Source organism: Sphingomonas sp. (assembly GCF_965227385.1).
In the GTDB taxonomy this organism is placed as follows: domain Bacteria; phylum Pseudomonadota; class Alphaproteobacteria; order Sphingomonadales; family Sphingomonadaceae; genus Sphingomonas.
Genome location: NZ_OZ245750.1, coordinates 3,564,820 through 3,583,020, shown reverse-complemented (window position 1 = coordinate 3,583,020; position 18,201 = coordinate 3,564,820). Strand labels below are relative to the sequence as shown.

Here is an 18,201-nt window from a genome sequence, read left to right as displayed (position 1 = left end):
CCCCGCTCATCGCGGGTCCGGGGCGCTGCGGTCCTGCATCGACTGCCCTGAATCGCTGCTGCGCGTCTGAGGCGGCGGTGGCGGCGGAGGCGGGGGAGGCGGTGGCGCCACCCGGACCGGCGGAGGTGGGGGAGCCATCCGCACTGGCGGCGGCGCCGGCTGTGGCCGGGGCTGGGCCTGCGGCTGGGGTTGCGGGCGCCACTGCGGCTGGGCCTGCGGCTGGGGTTGCGGGCGCCATTGCGGCTGGGCCTGCGGCTGCGGCCGCGGCTCGACCCGCATCGGCGCTTGTGGTGCGGTCTCGCGCGGGGCCGTGCCTTCGGGCAGTCGCCGCCGCCATTCGGCCGGCCGATCGCCCAATGGCCGCCCGACTTCCGGCCGCGGCGGGCGCGGAGGCGGTGGCGGTGCCGGCTGTACCGCCACCGGCGGCGGCGGGGCAGGGGTCGGCGTGGGCATCGGCGTGGTCACGGGCGGTCGGCCCCCGCCGGGCCGCCCGCCGGGCCGCCCGGCGCCGGGCTGTCCACCGTCAGGCCGACCCGCGCCGGGATTGCTGCCACCAGGGCGACCATCGCCGGGTCTTCCTTCTCCGGGGCGTCCGCCACCCGGCTGCCAACCTTCCGGCCGACCGCTATCGGGCCGACCGGTTTCAGGTCTGCCGGTGCCGGGGCGTCCGCCGCCCGGCTGCCAACCTTCGGGGCGCCCGCCATCGGGCCGCCCCGCTCCGGGGCGCCCGCCGCCCGGTCGTCCCTCGCCGGGACCACCGCCGGGTTGTCCAGCGTCGGGCCGTCCGCCACCGGGTCCACCGGCACCCGGCCGTCCGCCGTCAGGGCGCCCGGCACCGGGGCGACCGCTGCCGGGACGACCGTCGCCCGGGCGTGGGCCTCCGGGCGCGCCGACATCGGGCCGACCGCCTCCGGGCCGTCCAGCGCCCGGGCGACCATCGCCATCGCGCCACGGCGGACGCACGCCCAGACCCGGGCGGCCCGGTCGCCCGGGCCCGTCAAAGCGCGGCGGCGGTCCGCGAAAGCCATCGCGCTGCCAGCGCCGGAAGCGGTCGCCGTCCAGCCGCCGCCGCTCGCGCTCGCGCTCCAGCCGCAACCGCCAGCGCACCGCGTCGGACGTGCCGCGCCAGCGCTGCCACCCCGGATGCCGCACGCGCCCGCTTTCCCAGCGCAGCCGCCACTCGATCACCGTCGCGACCTGTCCGGCCCACCATCCGGCGTCGACCGCATCCCATTGATCGGTCCCGTCGGCTGCGTCGCGCAGCGCCACCGCGCGATCGTACAGCTCCTCGGCGCGCTCGTCCCACAGGTCGCTCTCGCGCGGCGACAATGCCGCCCCGCCGCTGTCATACACCACCGCCAGCCGCTGGCGCTGGTACGCGAACGACCGCCGCGCTTCCTGCACCAGGAACGGCGCATCCGCGTTCGGCTCGAAATAATAATGGATCAGCCCGCCGTCGCGGTCGCTCTCGGCCAGCACCAGATGCCCGGTCTGCAACTCCCAGCCCCAGACATCGTCGCCGCGATAGATGAAGGTAAAGTCCGGCGGCGCATCGCCGATCGCCTCCAACAGGCCATCGGCATTGTCGATCCAGTAATAATCGCCCGACTCCGCCCGCCATCCGGCCTGCGCAGTCGGCGAGGATGCCGCATAGCCCACCGCTGCCGCCTGCGCGGAACCGGCAAAGCCCCCCGCCAGCACCAGCCCCACCGCCATCAGACTCACGCCACGCAATCCACGCATCGTCCCGCTCCTCACGTTCATGCGGCACTATTCGACGAGTCGGTATGAACGGCGGGTGGATGGATTTCGGGGGCGGCACGATTTGAAGCCGCCGTCAGATTTCGTCCTGAAACGCGGACACCGCGTCACGTTCTTGCGCACCACCTCGCGCATGTCAGCGGTCAAGATGCCGGAGACGCTGTTCAGCGCCTTGCCCACAACCCCTTCGCCACAAAGCGCTTTTGTTCTGCCTCTGCCCCCCTCGCAACCGGCCGCCCGCGCCCCTATCTCCCCCCTAGCTTCCCCTCCAGAACAAAGCTAGAACTCACCGCATGGCACTTACGCATATCTCGGTCCGCGGCGCGCGCGAGCATAACCTCAAGGGCGTGGACATCGACATTCCGCGCGACACGCTGACGGTCATCACCGGCCTGTCGGGCAGCGGCAAATCCAGCCTCGCCTTCGACACCATCTATGCCGAGGGGCAGCGCCGCTACGTGGAATCGCTCAGCGCCTATGCGCGCCAGTTCCTCGAGATGATGCAGAAGCCCAATGTCGAGCATATCGAGGGGCTGAGCCCTGCCATCTCGATCGAGCAGAAGACGACCAGCCGCAACCCGCGCTCGACCGTCGCGACGGTGACCGAGATCTACGATTACATGCGCCTGCTCTGGGCGCGCGTCGGCGTGCCCTACAGCCCCGCCACCGGCCTGCCGATCGCGGCACAGACCGTCAGCCAGATGGTCGACCGCGTCCTCGCGCTGCCCGAAGGCACGCGCCTCCTGCTGCTCGCCCCGGTCGTGCGCGGCCGCAAGGGCGAGTATCGCAAGGAACTGGCCGAGTGGCAGAAGGCCGGCTTCCAGCGCGTCCGCATCGACGGCGAAACCTATCTGATCGAAGAAGCCCCCGCGCTCGACAAGAAGTACAAGCACGACATCGAGGTCGTGGTCGACCGCCTCGTCGTCCGCGAAGACATCGCCACGCGCCTCGCCGAGAGCTTCGAGACCGCGCTCAAGCTCGCCGACGGCCTCGCCTATGTCGATCTGGTCGACACCACGGTCGAGGCCATCTCTCCCCTCCCGCTCGCGGGAGGGGCCGGGGGAGGGTCTGTCAGAGAGGCGCGCCAGACGTTCGCGGCCGAAGGCGCCACCCCCGCCGAGCCGGTGCGCAAGTCCGGCATGAAAAACACCGGCATCCCCGACAACCGCATCGTGTTCAGCGAGAAATTCGCCTGTCCGGTCAGCGGCTTCACCATCCCCGACATCGAACCGCGCCTGTTCAGCTTCAACGCCCCGCAGGGCGCGTGCCCGGCATGCGACGGCCTCGGCGAAAAGCTGATCTTCGACGAAGACCTCGTCGTCCCCAACCACGACCTGTCGATCAAGAAGGGCGCGGTCGTCCCCTGGGCCAAGTCCAACCCGCCATCGCCCTATTACATGCAGGTGCTTGGCAGCCTCGCCCGCGAATTCGGCTTCTCCCTCGACACCCCGTGGAAGGACCTGCCCGGCGAGGTTCAGCTGATCATCCTCCACGGCACCGGCGGCAAGCCGGTCACGCTCACCTTCATCGACGGCCGCAAGAGCTATGACGTGAAGAAGCCGTTCGAGGGCGTCATCGGCAACCTCAACCGCCGCATGCTCCAGACCGAAAGCGCCTGGATGCGCGAGGAGCTGAGCAAGTATCAGGCCGCGCACCCGTGCGAGACCTGCAACGGCGCGCGCCTGAAGCCCGAGGCGCTGGCGGTCAAGGTCGCCAACCGCGACATCTCGTCCGTCACCCGCCTCAGCGTCGTCGACGCGCTGCCCTTCTTCCGCGACCTCCCCGCCGCGCTCACCCCGCAGCAGCAGGAGATCGCCCGCGCGATCCTCAAGGAAATCGACGAGCGCCTCGGCTTCCTCAACAATGTCGGCCTCGATTACCTCAACCTCGATCGCACCAGCGGCACGCTGTCGGGCGGGGAGAGCCAGCGCATCCGCCTCGCGTCACAGATCGGCTCCGGCCTCTCCGGCGTCCTCTACGTCCTCGACGAACCCAGCATCGGCCTGCATCAGCGCGACAACGACATGCTGCTCGCCACGCTGCGCCGCCTGCGCGACCTCGGCAACACCGTGCTGGTGGTCGAGCATGACGAGGATGCGATCCGCACCGCCGATTACGTCATCGACATGGGGCCGGGCGCCGGCGTCCATGGCGGACAGGTGGTGGCACAGGGGACGTTCGATGAAATCCTGTCCAGCACCGGCAGCGTCACCGCCGATTACCTCAACGGCACCCGCCGGATCGAGGTGCCGGCCAAGCGCCGCAAGGGCAATGGCAAGAAGCTGACCGTCCACAACGCCACCGCCAACAACCTGACCGGCGTCACCGCGTCGATCCCGCTCGGCACCTTCACCTGCATCACCGGCGTGTCCGGCTCGGGCAAGTCGAGCTTCACCATCGACACGCTCTACGCCGCCGCCGCCCGCCACCTCAACGGCGCGCGCGTGCTCGCGGGCAAGCATGACAAGATCACCGGCCTCGACCATCTCGACAAGGTGATCGACATCGATCAGTCGCCGATCGGCCGCACCCCGCGCTCCAACCCCGCCACCTATACCGGCGCCTTCACCAACATCCGCGACTGGTTCGCGGGGCTGCCAGAGGCACAGGCGCGTGGCTACAAGCCCGGCCGGTTCAGCTTCAACGTTAAGGGCGGGCGGTGCGAAGCATGCCAGGGCGACGGCGTGCTCAAGATCGAAATGCACTTCCTCCCCGACGTCTACGTCACCTGCGACGTGTGCCACGGCCAGCGCTACAACCGCGAAACGCTGGAGGTGAAGTTCAAGGGCCGCAGCATCGCCGACGTGCTCGACATGACGGTCGAGGACGCGGTGGAGTTCTTCAAGGCCGTCCCCCCGATCCGCGACAAGATGGCGATGCTCGCCGAAGTCGGCCTCGGCTATGTCAAGGTCGGCCAACAGGCCACGACCCTCTCCGGCGGCGAAGCCCAGCGCGTCAAACTCGCCAAGGAACTCAGCCGCCGCGCCACCGGCCAGACGCTCTATATTTTGGACGAGCCCACGACGGGCCTGCATTTCGAGGACGTCCGCAAGCTGCTGGAGGTGCTCCACGCGCTGGTCGAACAGGGCAACACCGTCGTCGTCATTGAACACAATCTGGATGTGATCAAAACGGCCGATTGGATATTGGACCTCGGCCCGGAGGGAGGGGTCAAGGGCGGCGAGATCGTGGCTGAAGGCACGCCTGAGCAGGTCGTCAAGGAACCGCGATCCTATACCGGCAAATACCTCGCGCCGCTCTTGAACGCTCCCGTCGCAACGGCAGCGGAATGACGACAACAAAGACTCTCGAAGATAATCAGCCTGCCCCGGCGAAGGCCGGGGTCATCAAAACCGCCGACTGGATCCTCGACCTCGGCCCCGAAGGCGGCGTCAAGGGCGGTGAAATAGTCGCTGAGGGGCCGCCGGAAAAGGTGGCGAAGGAACCGCGCAGCTGCACGGGGAAGTATCTTGCGCCGTTGCTGGGGCGGGGTGGGGTGAAGGAGCGGGCTGAGGTGGCAGCGGAGTGAACTTACAGAAATTGAAGTCAGAACAAGTTTGGTTGATTCGTTGGCGGATCTCTTGGGGAAAGCCGAGCAATTCGAGCTAGTGCCTCGTTTTGTTTGTTGAGGATGGTCGCTTGTAGCTTCTCAACGGATTCGCGTTGTTCGGTGGCCCAGCGACCTTCGGCGAAGGACTCGAGGTTGAGCTTCAGAATAAATAAGCCAGACATCGCCCCTGCAATAGCAACGCTGATAGCTGACCCGGAGTCTCCACGAACTCGGTTCAAGCCAGAATCAAACGCGATAATCCCGTAATCTATTAGCTGGCTGCAGATATTTACAATTTCTGTAATGATGTCCGTTGCTTCTCGAAGAAGCTGCAGCGCACGTTCGCGTAGCTTTCTTTTGGAGGCTGGATTTTGTTCAATGTCTCGGGAAGTTCTAACACGTATCACTTCATCGAACTTTTCAGCGTCTTCCTGAAATAAGGACTTCAGGCGGGGAACCAGCACGTCTTCAAGCTGCTTCAGCAAATATGCGAACTGCGCCGCATCGCCGTGGCCTCTCTTCATCGAAATTTTATACACCGTCCCGCTGAGTTTGGCGGACAGTAGCGCCATGAGCGCGGCTGCGCTGCCCGATCCGGGCGAATGTCGCCCCGCGCCAAACTCGTCCAAAAGTTGATCTGTGGGCATCGCGATCAGTGAGCGATTCCTTGGCAATGGATCGACGGTGGCCTTCACTTCATTCCTCCAGCAAGCAATCGCGACGATTCGTCGGATTTATGCTTGCTAATTTGCGCGATAGCAAGCATATATCTCGGCGGGTCTAGCAAGCAGGTGTATAATGGCAAAAACTCCTCAGAGCCTCGGCGGCGATGCGCGCGCCGTTCGCCTATCGAGTGAGCAACGGAGCAAGATTGCGCAAGAGGCCGCTAAGGCGCGCTGGCAGCGTGCACGCACGCAGGTTCGAATTCCGACCGCGCGAAATGGAGGCACGCTCAATATCGGTGAAGTTGAGATCGAGGCCTATGTTCTCGATAACGGCCAACGAGTTATCAGTAAGCGCGGAATAGCGAAAGGCCTCAACCTGAAATCTCAGGGGGGGAATGCGTTTATGCGCACCATGTCGCGTAAGGGCATTCAAGCCGCACTGTCGCCTGCGCTTATGGAGAAAGTGGAAAATCCGCTCTCATTTTATGGGATGAGGGGGGAATTGGCGGATGGCTATGAAGCTGAAACGCTAATCGAAGTTTGCGATGCTATTATCGAGGCGCGAAATAAGGGAAGACTTGCTCCGTCTCAATTTTTCCTAGCGAGGCAGGCAGAAATAATTTTTCGTTCAGCTGCCAAGCTCGGTATCATCGCACTTGTTGATGAGGCGACTGGCTACGTCGATAAGACGAGAGATGAATACCGCAAACTGTTCGATGGATTTATTCGGGCAGAGTTTAGACAGTGGGAGAAGGAATTTCCGGACAAATTTTTTGATATGATTTATCGGCTTTACGGGCTTCGGCGTCAAATGCCGGATAGCAATAAGCACCCTCAATTTTTTGGACATTTCATTAGGCGATATATTTATTATCCGCTTGCAAACAGTAATGGTGCTATATTGGAGAATCTTGAGCAACATAACCCTGTTGTCTATGATTCAGGCGGAAGAAAACGCAAATTCTTTCAGTATCTTTCTGATGAAATCGGAATGTCTGCTTTTAGGCAGCACCTTTGGCAAGTTGTGGGGATTGGAGAGTCGGTGAATGATCGTCAGCAGTTTGACCGATCATTTTATCGGGCTTTCCCCGAGGCGATACCGAAGAAAGATATCGATCAGCTTGATTTCCATGATGTACTGAATCGAAGGTGACCCCATGCCCCACCTCGAAACCCAATTCGCCCATCTCGGCCTAAACGCCACCGCCACAGTCGAACCGCCCTTCGACGGCATGGCCTGGTACGCCGGCTACGAACAACGCCACGCCGCCGACGGGATCGAGGGGCGGCTGGTCTCGCAATACAGCTTCACCGAAAGCTGGACCTCTTGGGAAGTCCACCCCCACGGCGCGGAGCTGGTCATCTGCACCGCGGGGGAAATGACGCTGGTGCAGGAACTTCCCGATGGCAGCACGACCCGCGAAACCCTCACCCCCGGCGACTATGCGATCAACCCGCCCGGCGTGTGGCACACGGCGGACGTGCCCCCCGGCACCACCGCCACCGCCATCTTCATCACCCCCGGCGCCGGCACCGACCACCGCCCGCGCTGATCCGCCGCGTTACGCGTCCCCCGCGCGCTGCCACGGCCATTTGCCCTCGATCTCCAGTTCCAGCGACAGGCTCAGGAAGGTGCGGATCGCGACGATGCCGGCCAGCACGCCGACGCTGGTCAGGCTCGGCTCGACCGCGACCGTGTTGATGATGTCCGCCGCGACCAGCAGCTCCAGCCCCAGCAGGATCGATCGGCCCAGATTGGATCGCAGCGCGCGGTAGCTGTCGGTCCCGTCGCGCCGCATCACGTCGCGCGCAAAGCGCAGCGCGGCCCAGATCGCGCCCGCCAGGATGACCGCGATCCCCGCCAGCTCGACCCAGCGCGTGATCCAGTGGACGATCTGCAGCAAGCCCGCATCCTCGATCATCGCGCCACGCCCTCCAGTGCGTCCAGCTCCGCCGCGCGCCCGGCGCTCGCCGGGACCACGCTCAAGCTGCCATCGGTTTCCAGCACCACGGCGGCGGCCTCCGCGATCCGGCCGATGCCCCGCTGGCGCAATGCCGCATCGATCTCGCCGCGCGTCACCCGCTCCGCCGCCATCGCGTCGCGGCGGGCGACGCCATCCTCGACCATCAAGCGCGGCTCGGCGCGCACCGCGTCGCGGAACCAGCCCCAGCGGATCGACGCCCGCGCCACTGCATATTGCAGCCCGGCGAGCATCGCGAACGCCAGCGCCCCCTCGGCCAGCGCGACGTCCTTGCTCAGCAGCACGGTCGCCAGCGTCGACCCCAGCGCCACCGTCACCACTAGGTCGAACGCGTTGAGCTTGGCCAGCGCCCGCTTCCCCGCCGCGCGCAGCACGACGATCAGGATCGCATAGGCGCACAGCGTGATGACGATGACCCGCAACAGGCCAAATCCGGTGTCGAAGAACATGCCCCATCAAGTCGCCCCGCGCCCGCTTGTTCCGCCCGCGTCGCCCGCGCATCCGGAACCCGCGCGCCCGTTGCCGTGTTCTCTCGCCATTCCCCAAGCAATTTCAGAGAGATCGATCATGGCAACCCGCACCACGACCCCCAAGACCAAGGCCACGACGACCAAGTCCGCGACCAAGTCCACCGGCCGCGCGACCACCAAACGCGCCCCCGCCAAGCGCGCCGCCACCGCCAAGACCGCGCCGCGCAAGACCACCGCGCGCAAATCCCCGGCCCGCGCCAAGGCGGCACAGGGCGGCGCCACGACCGCCGCGCTCGCCACGCTGCGCCGCAACGTCTTCCCGATCGCCGGTGCCCTCGCCGCCGGTGCCGCGACCGCCGCCGCTTTGTTCTTCACCCGTCGCAACAACGTGCTCGCAGAGGGCCACGCCGCCCCGGATCTTGAGGGCGACGCCCACCCGGGCGCGGACGACCGCGCGGCCCCGCATTTCCGCCCCGACATGGATGCGCCGATGAACGCCGCTGACCGCGCGGCGCTCGCCCCGGCGCTCGCCAATGGCGATGGGCGCGCCGACCTGCGCCACTGATCCGCTGTAACGGCCGGGCAGGGGGCTTTCCTACACGCCCCCTGACTGCAGTTGTGGATGGTCCTCTCCAATCGACAGGACCATCCACCATGCCATTCCCGACGCCCCCACCCCCGGCTGACAACCCCGTCGCGCTACGGTCGCGTGGGTGTCGCGTCGCCGTCGCGAACCCGTCGCGTCGGGGGCCTGAACCCGTCGCTTCCGCCCAAAACCCCTTCATTTTTGTCAGCATCGTCGGACCGCTGTCAGCCTCGCCGCACCACCGGTGGCGCCATGGGGCAGGGGAGCGCCGCCGCCCCCCGCCGGGGGCTGCCCTTGTAATTTTGGTACAATCCGCCATATAGGGGCTGCTACAGTCGCAAATCGACGGTCTTCGGTGCTTTGCGGCCCCTTCTTCCTTCTTTCCCTGCCTCCGCAGCTCGAGGTGCGTCCAATCGGGACGCGCCGCTTAAAGAAGGAATATCCAATGAGCATCACCGGAACCGTCAAGTTCTTCAATTCGGACAAGGGCTATGGCTTCATCGCCCCCGACAATGGCGGTGGCGACGCGTTCGTCCATATCTCGGCCGTTGAGCGCGCCGGCATGGCGACGCTGAACCAGGACCAGCGCGTCAGCTACGAGCTGGAGCAGGACAAGCGCGGCAAGATGGCCGCCGTCAACCTGCAGGCCGCCGACTGATCCGCGACGGGCGGGGCGCATCCGTGCTCCGCCCGCCGCTCTTGCAGAAAAAAGGAGCGCCCGATGGCTGCCCAGACGCTGACCTATCGTGACAATGCGGCCAAGTGCCGCGCCGATGCCGATGCCGCGACGCTGGACAATGTTCGCGACCGCAATCTGCGCGCAGAGGCCGCATGGCTCGCCATGGCCGACCGTCAGGAACGCACCGACACCGCCCGCGCCGAGCGTGAGGCTAACGTAACCCCAAGACAGGATACCCAGTGAAGTCCATTTTTTCGAATAAGTATCAGAACGTTACCAATCATCCCCGGCCGGCTCGCCCGCCGCTTACCTTCCTCGCGCGGCGCACCGCCGACGACCTCCGCGCCGCCGCCGTGGCCCGCGCCGCCGTCCTTGAAGTGATCGGCTAGAACAGCTCGGCAATTCCCGCGGTCAGCAGCAACAGGCTGACCGCCGCCAGCAACCCTGCGTTGGTGCGCCGCCCATTGACCCGCAGCAGGACCAGCAGCAGCACCAGCACGCCAAGCGAGGCCAGCACTTCGACGGCATCCCCGATGCCGGAAAAGGTCTCGTCCGGCGACGGCGCGACAAATTCCAGTGCGATCGATCCGATCCAGCTGCCGATATTCGCCGCCAGCAACCCGCCAATCACCATCCGGTTCTGCCGCTCGTACCACAGGTCGAAATCCGGCCAATCCTCGGGATCGTCGGGAAAGATCAGCGACGCGGCCAAATAATAGATCCCCACGATCGCCAGCACGCTGACCAGCGTGAGGTAATTCGCCCCGATCTGGGGCTGCGCCTCCCATGCCAGCAGCCAGAACGAGGTGAGGTCGAGGATCACGACGATGCCCAGCAACGGCGTGAGCCACCCGACCCGGACAGATTTTCCGCCCCGCTTGAGCTTCAGCGCCCGGCCAAATCCCCCCAGCACCTCCGCAATGGCCAGCCCCAGCAGCAGCCCATAGACCGCGAATACCAGCTCGAATGGCGACATCGCTTCCCCCAGGTTTCGGCGACCAGCTTAACCCACTACGCCCAAAAGAAAACCACCGCCCCGGTTGCCCGGGACGGCGGTGTTTCCTTCGGTGTTCAGACCGCGATCAGAAGCGGTAGCTGACGCCAACCTTCAGACGCCACAGCGACGCGCTGGTCACCAGATCGCGCGTATCGTCCGGCGCGAAGCTGTTGATGATGTAGCGGCCCTGCGAGTCCACCGGGCCCAGGTTCGCGCCGCTGGTCCCCGTCGGCGTGCCGACGACGTTGATCAGGCTGGCGAACTGGCGCTTGCGGAACGTGTTCCAGTTCTGGTCCAGCATGTTCAGGAAGTTGTCGACCGTGACGGTGAACTTCAGGCTGTCGCCGCGGAACGGCCCGGGGACCGTCTGCGAGAAGTTGAGGTCCAGATCGAAATACCAGTCGTTGAGGCAGGTATTGCGATCGATCACGCGACCGCGTGCTTCGTTGGCGCAATCCAGACCTTCAATGTAGTTCAGGAAGTCGGTCTGGTTCTGTGCGGCGGTGCGCGTCGTCGCCCCGCTGACCACCGTGTCGCGATACACGACATTCGGATCGCTCGGACCGTTCGGGATGTACAGCAGACGGTTGTCGAAGCCCGATGCCGAGTCGAAGAACCCGCCCGAACCACCGAAGGTCAGGCTGTACGGACGACCCGAACGCGCGATGAAGGTGAAGCCAAGGCTCGTGTCTTCCTCGCCGAAGAACTTCTCGGTCAGGTTCGCCGACAGGGTGAAGTTGTGACGCGTTTCATAGAAGCCGCGCGACGCCGGCGGATCCTGCAGGCTGGTTGCCGCGGTGTTGTCATAGTTCGAACCCGCGGTGGAGTTGAACATGTTCCGGCGGTCCTGCGCATCGGTGTACGCATAGCCGAAGTTCACGAAGCTGCGGCCACCCTCGGTGAACAGCCCGCCCTCGAAGTTCTTCGACAGGACGATCGACGCGATGTGCGATTCATAATCGCGGCCGTTGGTCAGCTGCAGTTCGTCGTCGCGGCTGGTGCTGAAGCAGGCGGTGGTCACGCCCGACCACTGGATGTTCACGCCATCCTGAACCAGGCGCGCCGAGCAACCGGCAACCGTCGGATCGATGGCAGCGAAGATCGGATTGCCGTCGATGGTGTAGCCGTTGAGGCCACGACGGATGTCGATCGTCTGCGACAGGTCGACCAGCGTCAGCGCCTTGCGATAGCGGCTGTAGATATAGTCGAGGTTGACGTTCCAGCCGCCAAAGAAGCCGCTGCCGGCAGTCTGCGCTTCAAAGCCCAGATTGGCGCGGACGACCGTCGGGATTTCGATATCCGGATCGATCGACTGCGTGTCGCCAAGGCCGGCCCCGGCGCGGTTCTGCGCCGCCGTGCGGAAGCAGCTCGGCAGGCCGGTGAAGCGGCCGCCGCTCACCACCACGATCGGGTTGGCCGCGGTGTTGACGCACGGCGCATCGGTGGTGTTGCCCGAGGCAAAGCCGAAGCCGTCGTTCTGGAACGCGTTGCCGAACCACACGCCCGGATCACCGCCCGAGAAGATGCCGACGCCACCCTTGACGCGCGCACGGCTCATGAAGCCGAGGTCGCCCGCATCATAGTTGAAGGCGAAGCGCGGCAGCACGACCGGGTCGAGGTTGCTGAAGCCCGTGACGTTCGAGAAGCCGTAGCGGCGCTGGAAGTTCGGGTTCAGGTTCGGATGACCGCCGTCATACCAGTCGGTACGGACGCCCAGCGTCAGTTCGAGCGCGTCGGTCGCCTGCCACACGTCCTGGATATAAGCCGAGTAGAGCGAGCGGTTGAACTTGGCGCGCGCGGTGTTGACGTTGCCGTCGCGGGTGAACGAGCCCTCGGCACCGATGGTCGTTCCGGCGATGACGTCGGCAGCGGTGGTCACGCTCGTGCTGGTGCCGGTGTTGATGCGGCCGTCGCGCAGCGCCTGCACGTTGGCGAAGTACAGCGTACCGGTCGCATTCTGAACGAACAGATTGTCGAAATTGACCGTGTTCAGCTCGGCGCCGACCATGATCTTGTGCGCGCCGGCGGTCAGCGTGCCCTTCAGCTTATACTGGTCGACCGTGGTGTAGAGATCGTTCGCGGAGCGCGAGAAGCCCGGACCCGAGATGAACAGGCCACGGCTGAACACGCCAGGTGAGGTTTGGTTCTGCGTGCCGACCACGATGCGCGGGAGCGGGTTGGCGTCCTGCGCCTCACCACCGCCGACCGGATTCTGCGCGTCGGTGATTTCCGAACGCGAATATCGAATTTCGGTCGAGAACTTGTCGGTCCAGTTCGAATACAGACGGACCGACGCATAGTCGGCGGTCGAACCCGAATTCTGGAAGTTGTCGAAACCGGTGATGTTGCTGCCGCTGAAGTCGTCGGCGCGGACCTGGTTTTCCTCGGTGCGCTGATAGGTGCCTTCAAGGCGATGGTCGTCGGTGATGTAGAAGTCGAGGCGGCCGAAATAACGGTCCGTCACGGCCTTGCGATCCCGCACGATGCCCATCGTGTCGCGACCGTAAACGGTGCGCAGCACGTCCGAAATCTCGTTGAACTGAGCGACCGTCAGGAACGCGCGCTCGTTCGGGAAGCCGCCGCCCGAAGGACCATCGTCCTGCGGGAAGGTGACTTCGCTATGCTCATAGGCGCCGAAGAAGAACAGGCGATCCTTCCAGATCGGCCCGCCCAGCGATCCGCCATAGCGGATGTCGTCGGCCGCGGCCTTTGCCGGACGACCGGCAACGCGGTCGCCCGCCAGGCTGGTGTCGCCATACTGGAAGAAAGCGTCGCCATGGAACTGGTTCGAACCGGACTTGGTGACCAGGTTGATCGCACAGCCGGTGAACTGACCATATTCGACCGAGAACGGAGCGAACTCGACGCTCGTCTCACGCACCGCGCCGAACGGGATCGGCGAACCCGAACGCGACGAGAACGGGGTGTCGGTCAGGCCGTAGTTGTCGCCCTGCGAAATGCCGTCCACGGTGAACGCGTTCGCGCGGTCGTTGCCGCCAAGGCACGACACGCGATCCGATTCCAGGTTGCGCTCGAGGCTGACGCGCGGGTCGACGCGCAGGATGTCGCGGATATCACGGTCAAAGCTCGGCAGGGCCGAGATGACTTCGGCGCTGAACGACTGGCCGGGACCGGTGGCCAGCTGCGTGGCGCGCACGCGCGAACCGGTCACGACGATCTCACCGCCGCCGGCGGACAGGGCGAAGCTCAGGCTGGTGTTGCCCGAAACGGTCGTGTTGATGTCCTGAACGGTCTGGCCTTCGAACCCGGCCGCGGTTGCCGCCACGGTGTAGGGGCCGCCCGTCACGAGACCCGATGCGTTGAAGCCGCCGTCGGTGCCGGTGGTGACCGTGCGCGATGCGCCAGTACGCGTGTCGGTGATCACGACCTCGGCGCCTGCCAGCGGGTTGCCGGATTCATCGGTGACGGTGCCGACGATGCCAGAGGTAATTTGCTGCGCGCTCGCGGCGGCAGGAATCACGAACGCAGCAACAGCCGCGCCGATCAGCAGATGGTTTCGCATTATTGTCCCCTTAGGATGGGCTATCCAAAGCCTGCACACGCGGTGTCGTTCACCGTCCTGCGCTGCCCCATGGGGATGCTTCTTTGCGGAATTGTTACAATCGGATCAAGCGAATTGTGCGTTGCAAAAAAGCATCACCTTGCGGCTGTCACAATCGCGTTCCACGCCGCCTCGTCGATCACCCGAATCCCCAGCTCTGCGGCCTTTTTCAGCTTCGATCCGGCGCCCGGCCCGGCGACGATCAGGTCGGTTTTGGCCGACACCGATCCCGACACGCGCGCGCCCAAAGACTCCGCCTGCGCCTTCGCCTCGTCGCGACTCAGCGTTTCCAGCGATCCGGTGAAGACGACGGTCTTTCCCGACACCTCCGAGTCGCGCGCCTCGACCACGAACGGGGGCGGGGCCACTTCGGCGAGCAGATCGTCCCACACCGCACGATTATGCGGTTCGTGAAAGAAATCGGCCAGCGCGTGGCCGACGGCGGCACCGACATTCTCGATCCCGATATGCTCGGCAATCGCCTTGTCGCGCCGTGCCTGAAACTTCGCCTCCGGCTCGCCCAGCGCGGGGGTGACCGACCCACGCAGCGCAATGATCTCGTCCGCCAGCCCGGCAAGGGCAGGGAGGGTCTCCAGCCGCTTCATCAGGTCGCGCGCCGTGATCGCACCGATGTGCCGGATACCAAGGCCGAACAGCAGTCGCGCAGCATCCGGCTCCCGCTTCGCCTCGATCGCGGCGAGGAGGTTGTCGACCGACTTCTCCTTCCACCCCTCACGCCCCAGCAGTGCGTCGCGGTGCTGGCTCAGGCGGAAGATGTCGGCCGGCTCGGCGATCCAGCCCAGCTCCAGAAATTCGACAATCGTCTTCTCGCCCAGCCCCTCGATATCGAGCGCGCCGCGGCTGACGAAATGCTTGAGTCGCTCCAGCCGCTGCGCCGGGCAGATCAGGCCGCCGGTGCAGCGCACATCGACCTCGCCCTGCTCGCGCGTCGCCTCGGACTGGCAGATCGGGCAATGCGTGGGGAACACGAACGCCTGCCGCTCGACGTCACGCGTCAGGTTGTCGACGATCTGCGGGATCACGTCGCCCGCGCGCTGCAGCACGACCCGGTCGCCGGGACGCACGCCCAGCCGTTCGATCTCGTCGGCATTGTGCAGCGTCGCGTTGGTCACGACCACACCGCCCACCGTCACCGACTCCAGCCGCGCCACGGGGGTCAGCTTGCCCGTCCGCCCAACCTGAATGTCGATCTCGCGCAGCGTCGTCTCGGCGCGCTCGGCCGGGAATTTGTGCGCGATCGCCCAGCGCGGCGCGCGCCCGACGCTGCCCAGCCGCTCCTGCCAGTCGATCCGATCGACCTTGTACACCACGCCATCGATGTCGAACGGCAGGTCGGCGCGCAGCTTCTCGATCTTGCGATACTGCGCCAGCGCCGGTTCGACCTGGGCGCACGCGACGAACAGCGGGTGGACCGGAAAGCCCCAGCCGGCGATCGCCTTCATCACCGCGTGTTGCGTGTCGCCCGGAAGCGCGCTGGTCTCGCCCCAGCCATGCGCGAGGAACCGCAGCGGCCGCGCCGCAGTCACGCTCGCATCCTTTTGCCGCAGCGATCCGGCGGCGGCGTTGCGCGGATTGGCGAACTGGCGCGCTTCCTTGCCGCTCTCTTCCGCCTCGGCCAGCAGCCGCGCGTTGAGCGCCAGGAAATCCTCCTTGGCCATATAGACCTCGCCCCGCACCTCGAACACGTCCGGGGCATCGGCGGGCAGCTCGGTCGGAATGTCGGATATCGTCAGCGCATTGGCGGTAACATTCTCACCCACCTGCCCATCGCCGCGCGTTGCCGCCAGCACCAGTCTGCGGCTCTCGTAACGCAGCGAGCAGGACAGCCCGTCGATCTTCGGTTCGGCGGTCAGCGCCACGCGGTCGCCTTCGCCCAGCGACAGGAACCGTCGCACGCGCAGCACGAATTCGATCACATCCTCGTCGCTGAACGCATTGTCCAGGCTCATCATTGCGCGCGCATGCGGCACCTTGGCAAGGTGTCCGGCCGGCGCGGCACCCACCAACCGTGACGGCGAGTCCGCCCGTACCAGATGCGGAAACGCCGCCTCGATCGCGGCATTGCGCCGGACCAGCGCGTCATAGGCCGCATCGCTGATCTCCGGTGAATCCTCGGTATGATACAGCGCGTTGTGGCGCGCGATCTCGGCGGCCAGCCGCTCCAGTTCGGCGACGGCGTCAGTCTCGGTAGCGGGCAGGGTATCCATCTGGCTTCGCTAGCCGGGTTGGCTGGCGCATTGAAACCCCCATTCGTCAAGTCGCGCGTCCGGCTGTCCCGGATTTGATTACTGCCGCATTCTCCGCGCTTGAGCCGCGCTGCCGCGCGATGCTAAGCCCCGCGCACCGGGGAGGGGTTTCTGGTGACTGAACATGCAATGCGCGCGTCCGCGCCGCATTATGACACGACGCTCGACCGTGCGGGGCTGGCGCTGGCCGTGGGCGGCGCATTGGGTGGCCTGGTTGTGCTGCTGCTCGTCATCGCGGCGGGACAGCGCGAGGCGGTGTCGCTGGGCGCCGCTTGGGTGCTCGGCACGATCTTCTCGGCGCTCGGCATCGCGGGCGCCGGCGGGCCGCTGTGGCTGGTCCTGCATCTGGCCGGCTACCGCCGCGCCTGGCACGCGGCCGTGCTGGGGGCGCTCATCTCGCTGGTGCTGTTCGTCGGGGCCCAGACCTATGGCTTCGGATTTCTCGCGGCGCCGACGAGCGATCTGCGCACCACCCTGTTCCGCTGGATCAGCGCGCTCGGCACCAGCGCGCTGCTCGCGATGGTTGCGGCGGGGATCGCACTGGCGATGTGGCGCGTCGCCTATCGCCGGGTGTTTTGACCTAACTCTTCATCGTCCCGGGCCTGACGCGGGTCGGCTTGACTTATCGATGTTCTTGATATGTTCTCATCATTCCCCATCTAACCGCCAGGAAGGGGTTTATGAAAGTACAGCAGGGCGACAGTTTTCGTGCTTCGGCATTCGGCATCTGGATGCGATTCGGTCAGCGAGGGTTAGAGTTTAAATTCAACCCGTGGTACGATTCCGAAGATGGCCGGTTCACCTTTGTCGGACAGGGAAATTATTTCCCGCGTCGTGGGTCGATTGACGATCCGTTCGCCGCTCGCGGCGGCTATGGGCGTGGACCCTGGACAACTGAAACGGATGCAGAGCGGAGTTCGCGCGAGGATGATCCGCGCAATCCGCGCAACCACTCGGTGCACACGGTCCAAGCGGGCGAGTCCCTGACCTCTATCGCGCGGCGGCGAAAAGGGTTGCGGGTATCCGATCTCGCCTGGCTTAACGGCATCGACCCGAAAAAGCGGCTTCGGATCGGGCAGCGGCTCATGCTGCCGCATCAGCAGTTCCTTGATGCGGGGCGTGATGCGCGGAACAAGTTTCTGGCGCTGGCCTATTACCAGCAAACGCATGGGGGCCGGTTGCCACCAAACCCGGCGAACCCGCCTTCGCTTGAACGTCAGATTCTCGACAGCAATTGGCGAAGGGAGACGCTGAATGGCTATGATTTTCAGATCGACGTTATCGACCGTCCCCGAATTACCTACGGAACAGTGTCGCAAACGAATAAGCCCAAGCGGTCCCGGCGTCTTCAGGCGAGAGCGGGCGGCGCTGACCGCCGCCCCACTGACGATGGCGGGCATTTTTGGGCTGCTCGCTTTGACGGGCCCCTAGTACGCTTCAACCACTTCGCCCAGGACGCAAATTTCAATCGCGGCGCCTATCGCGCCATGGAGGATGCATGGGCAGCGCATCGACGTGCAGGCCGGTCGGTTTTTGCCAGCATCAAGCCATATTATTCGGGCGCGTCCAGACGCCCCTACAAGATTGTTGTCACATGGTCGGTGGACGGTGGGCGTCGAGAAACGCGAACCTTCTGGAACGAAGCGAAAGGCAAGCCCCGTGGAGCGAAATAAGTATGAAAT

The 18,201-nt window shown here is 65.2% G+C and carries 16 protein-coding genes and 1 pseudogene; 10 read left to right on the top strand and 7 right to left on the bottom strand.

Annotated features, from left to right (window positions below; translation table 11 throughout):
• Positions 1–6: 6 nt before the first annotated feature.
• A complete protein-coding gene (locus ACO05N_RS17550; RefSeq protein ID WP_422058275.1) occupies positions 7–1,743 on the bottom strand; it encodes a hypothetical protein in 1,737 nt (578 codons plus the stop codon).
• A 311-nt stretch (positions 1,744–2,054) separates the two neighbouring features.
• Between ACO05N_RS17550 and uvrA the strand changes: the two genes are divergently transcribed.
• Both uvrA and ACO05N_RS17540 read left to right on the top strand, forming a co-directional pair.
• Positions 2,055–5,054 carry an excinuclease ABC subunit UvrA gene (gene uvrA, locus ACO05N_RS17545; RefSeq protein WP_422058274.1) on the top strand — a complete coding sequence of 1,000 codons (3,000 nt, stop codon included), beginning with the start codon at positions 2,055–2,057 and terminating at the stop codon, positions 5,052–5,054.
• 50 nt (positions 5,055–5,104) lie between these two features.
• Positions 5,105–5,290, top strand: a pseudogene (locus ACO05N_RS17540) (hypothetical protein); the annotation flags it as partial.
• A gap of 17 nt (positions 5,291–5,307) precedes the next feature.
• On the opposite strand, the gene ACO05N_RS17535 reads toward ACO05N_RS17540, so the two are convergent.
• On the bottom strand, positions 5,308–6,006 hold the full coding sequence (locus tag ACO05N_RS17535; protein WP_422058273.1) for a cyclodeaminase/cyclohydrolase family protein: 699 nt from the start codon (positions 6,004–6,006) through the stop codon (positions 5,308–5,310).
• 103 nt (positions 6,007–6,109) lie between these two features.
• On the opposite strand from ACO05N_RS17535, the gene ACO05N_RS17530 reads away from it, so the two are divergent.
• A complete protein-coding gene (locus ACO05N_RS17530) occupies positions 6,110–7,129 on the top strand; it encodes a P63C domain-containing protein (protein ID WP_422058272.1) in 1,020 nt (339 codons plus the stop codon).
• A gap of 4 nt (positions 7,130–7,133) precedes the next feature.
• Complete coding sequence (locus ACO05N_RS17525) at positions 7,134–7,529, top strand: cupin (RefSeq protein WP_422058271.1); 396 nt, start codon at positions 7,134–7,136, stop codon at positions 7,527–7,529.
• Between the two features lie 9 nt (positions 7,530–7,538).
• Here ACO05N_RS17525 and ACO05N_RS17520 read toward each other — a convergent pair whose 3' ends face one another.
• Together ACO05N_RS17520 and ACO05N_RS17515 are read right to left on the bottom strand one after the other, a co-directional pair.
• The gene (locus ACO05N_RS17520) at positions 7,539–7,898 is read right to left on the bottom strand and encodes a DUF1622 domain-containing protein (protein WP_422058270.1); all 360 of its coding nucleotides are present in this window, start codon (positions 7,896–7,898) and stop codon (positions 7,539–7,541) included.
• Positions 7,895–8,407 (bottom strand): DUF421 domain-containing protein, encoded by a 513-nt coding sequence (locus ACO05N_RS17515; RefSeq protein WP_422058269.1) that lies wholly within the window; start codon positions 8,405–8,407, stop codon positions 7,895–7,897. Before ACO05N_RS17515 ends, ACO05N_RS17520 begins: the two co-directional genes overlap by 4 nt.
• Positions 8,408–8,525: 118 nt before the next feature.
• Here ACO05N_RS17515 and ACO05N_RS17510 point away from each other — a divergent pair, with 118 nt between their 5' ends.
• The 4 genes from ACO05N_RS17510 to ACO05N_RS17495 all read left to right on the top strand — a co-directional run bounded on the left by ACO05N_RS17510 (position 8,526) and on the right by ACO05N_RS17495 (position 10,082).
• Positions 8,526–8,993, top strand: coding sequence for a hypothetical protein (locus ACO05N_RS17510; protein ID WP_422058268.1), 468 nt, complete (start codon positions 8,526–8,528; stop codon positions 8,991–8,993).
• Positions 8,994–9,459: 466 nt separating this feature from the next.
• Positions 9,460–9,672, top strand: a complete 213-nt coding sequence (locus tag ACO05N_RS17505; protein WP_066658172.1) for a cold-shock protein — start codon at positions 9,460–9,462, stop codon at positions 9,670–9,672.
• A gap of 63 nt (positions 9,673–9,735) precedes the next feature.
• Complete coding sequence (locus ACO05N_RS17500; protein ID WP_422058267.1) at positions 9,736–9,936, top strand: hypothetical protein; 201 nt, start codon at positions 9,736–9,738, stop codon at positions 9,934–9,936.
• Positions 9,933–10,082 (top strand): hypothetical protein, encoded by a 150-nt coding sequence (locus ACO05N_RS17495; RefSeq protein WP_422058266.1) that lies wholly within the window; start codon positions 9,933–9,935, stop codon positions 10,080–10,082. The genes ACO05N_RS17500 and ACO05N_RS17495 overlap by 4 nt, the downstream gene beginning before the upstream one ends.
• Here ACO05N_RS17495 and ACO05N_RS17490 read toward each other — a convergent pair.
• From ACO05N_RS17490 to ligA, 3 genes are all read right to left on the bottom strand, one after another.
• Positions 10,079–10,669 carry a hypothetical protein gene (locus ACO05N_RS17490; protein ID WP_422058265.1) on the bottom strand — a complete coding sequence of 197 codons (591 nt, stop codon included), beginning with the start codon at positions 10,667–10,669 and terminating at the stop codon, positions 10,079–10,081. The genes ACO05N_RS17495 and ACO05N_RS17490 overlap by 4 nt on opposite strands.
• Positions 10,670–10,775: 106 nt before the next feature.
• Positions 10,776–14,213, bottom strand: a complete 3,438-nt coding sequence (locus ACO05N_RS17485; protein WP_422058264.1) for a TonB-dependent receptor — start codon at positions 14,211–14,213, stop codon at positions 10,776–10,778.
• Positions 14,214–14,347: 134 nt separating this feature from the next.
• The gene (gene ligA, locus ACO05N_RS17480; protein WP_422058263.1) at positions 14,348–16,480 is read right to left on the bottom strand and encodes an NAD-dependent DNA ligase LigA; all 2,133 of its coding nucleotides are present in this window, start codon (positions 16,478–16,480) and stop codon (positions 14,348–14,350) included.
• Positions 16,481–16,633: 153 nt separating this feature from the next.
• On the opposite strand from ligA, the gene ACO05N_RS17475 reads away from it, so the two are divergent.
• Positions 16,634–17,098 (top strand): hypothetical protein, encoded by a 465-nt coding sequence (locus ACO05N_RS17475; protein WP_422058262.1) that lies wholly within the window; start codon positions 16,634–16,636, stop codon positions 17,096–17,098.
• 101 nt (positions 17,099–17,199) lie between these two features.
• Entirely contained in the window at positions 17,200–18,192 is a 993-nt protein-coding gene (locus tag ACO05N_RS17470) for a DNA/RNA non-specific endonuclease (RefSeq protein ID WP_422058261.1), read from the top strand.
• Positions 18,193–18,201 lie beyond the last annotated feature (9 nt).

What these genes read in the sequence shown, in the direction of transcription:
- ACO05N_RS17550 (WP_422058275.1), bottom strand. Translation starts at nt 1,743, where the DNA reads ATGCGTGGATTGCGTGGCGTGAGTCTGATGGCGGTGGGGCTGGTGCTG.
- ACO05N_RS17525 (WP_422058271.1), top strand. Translation starts at nt 7,134, where the DNA reads ATGCCCCACCTCGAAACCCAATTCGCCCATCTCGGCCTAAACGCCACC.
- ACO05N_RS17505 (WP_066658172.1), top strand. Translation starts at nt 9,460, where the DNA reads ATGAGCATCACCGGAACCGTCAAGTTCTTCAATTCGGACAAGGGCTAT.
- ACO05N_RS17510 (WP_422058268.1), top strand. Translation starts at nt 8,526, where the DNA reads ATGGCAACCCGCACCACGACCCCCAAGACCAAGGCCACGACGACCAAG.
- ACO05N_RS17515 (WP_422058269.1), bottom strand. Translation starts at nt 8,407, where the DNA reads ATGTTCTTCGACACCGGATTTGGCCTGTTGCGGGTCATCGTCATCACG.
- ACO05N_RS17485 (WP_422058264.1), bottom strand. Translation starts at nt 14,213, where the DNA reads ATGCGAAACCATCTGCTGATCGGCGCGGCTGTTGCTGCGTTCGTGATT.
- uvrA (WP_422058274.1), top strand. Translation starts at nt 2,055, where the DNA reads ATGGCACTTACGCATATCTCGGTCCGCGGCGCGCGCGAGCATAACCTC.
- ACO05N_RS17470 (WP_422058261.1), top strand. Translation starts at nt 17,200, where the DNA reads ATGAAAGTACAGCAGGGCGACAGTTTTCGTGCTTCGGCATTCGGCATC.
- ACO05N_RS17530 (WP_422058272.1), top strand. Translation starts at nt 6,110, where the DNA reads ATGGCAAAAACTCCTCAGAGCCTCGGCGGCGATGCGCGCGCCGTTCGC.
- ligA (WP_422058263.1), bottom strand. Translation starts at nt 16,480, where the DNA reads ATGGATACCCTGCCCGCTACCGAGACTGACGCCGTCGCCGAACTGGAG.
- ACO05N_RS17520 (WP_422058270.1), bottom strand. Translation starts at nt 7,898, where the DNA reads ATGATCGAGGATGCGGGCTTGCTGCAGATCGTCCACTGGATCACGCGC.
- ACO05N_RS17500 (WP_422058267.1), top strand. Translation starts at nt 9,736, where the DNA reads ATGGCTGCCCAGACGCTGACCTATCGTGACAATGCGGCCAAGTGCCGC.
- ACO05N_RS17490 (WP_422058265.1), bottom strand. Translation starts at nt 10,669, where the DNA reads ATGTCGCCATTCGAGCTGGTATTCGCGGTCTATGGGCTGCTGCTGGGG.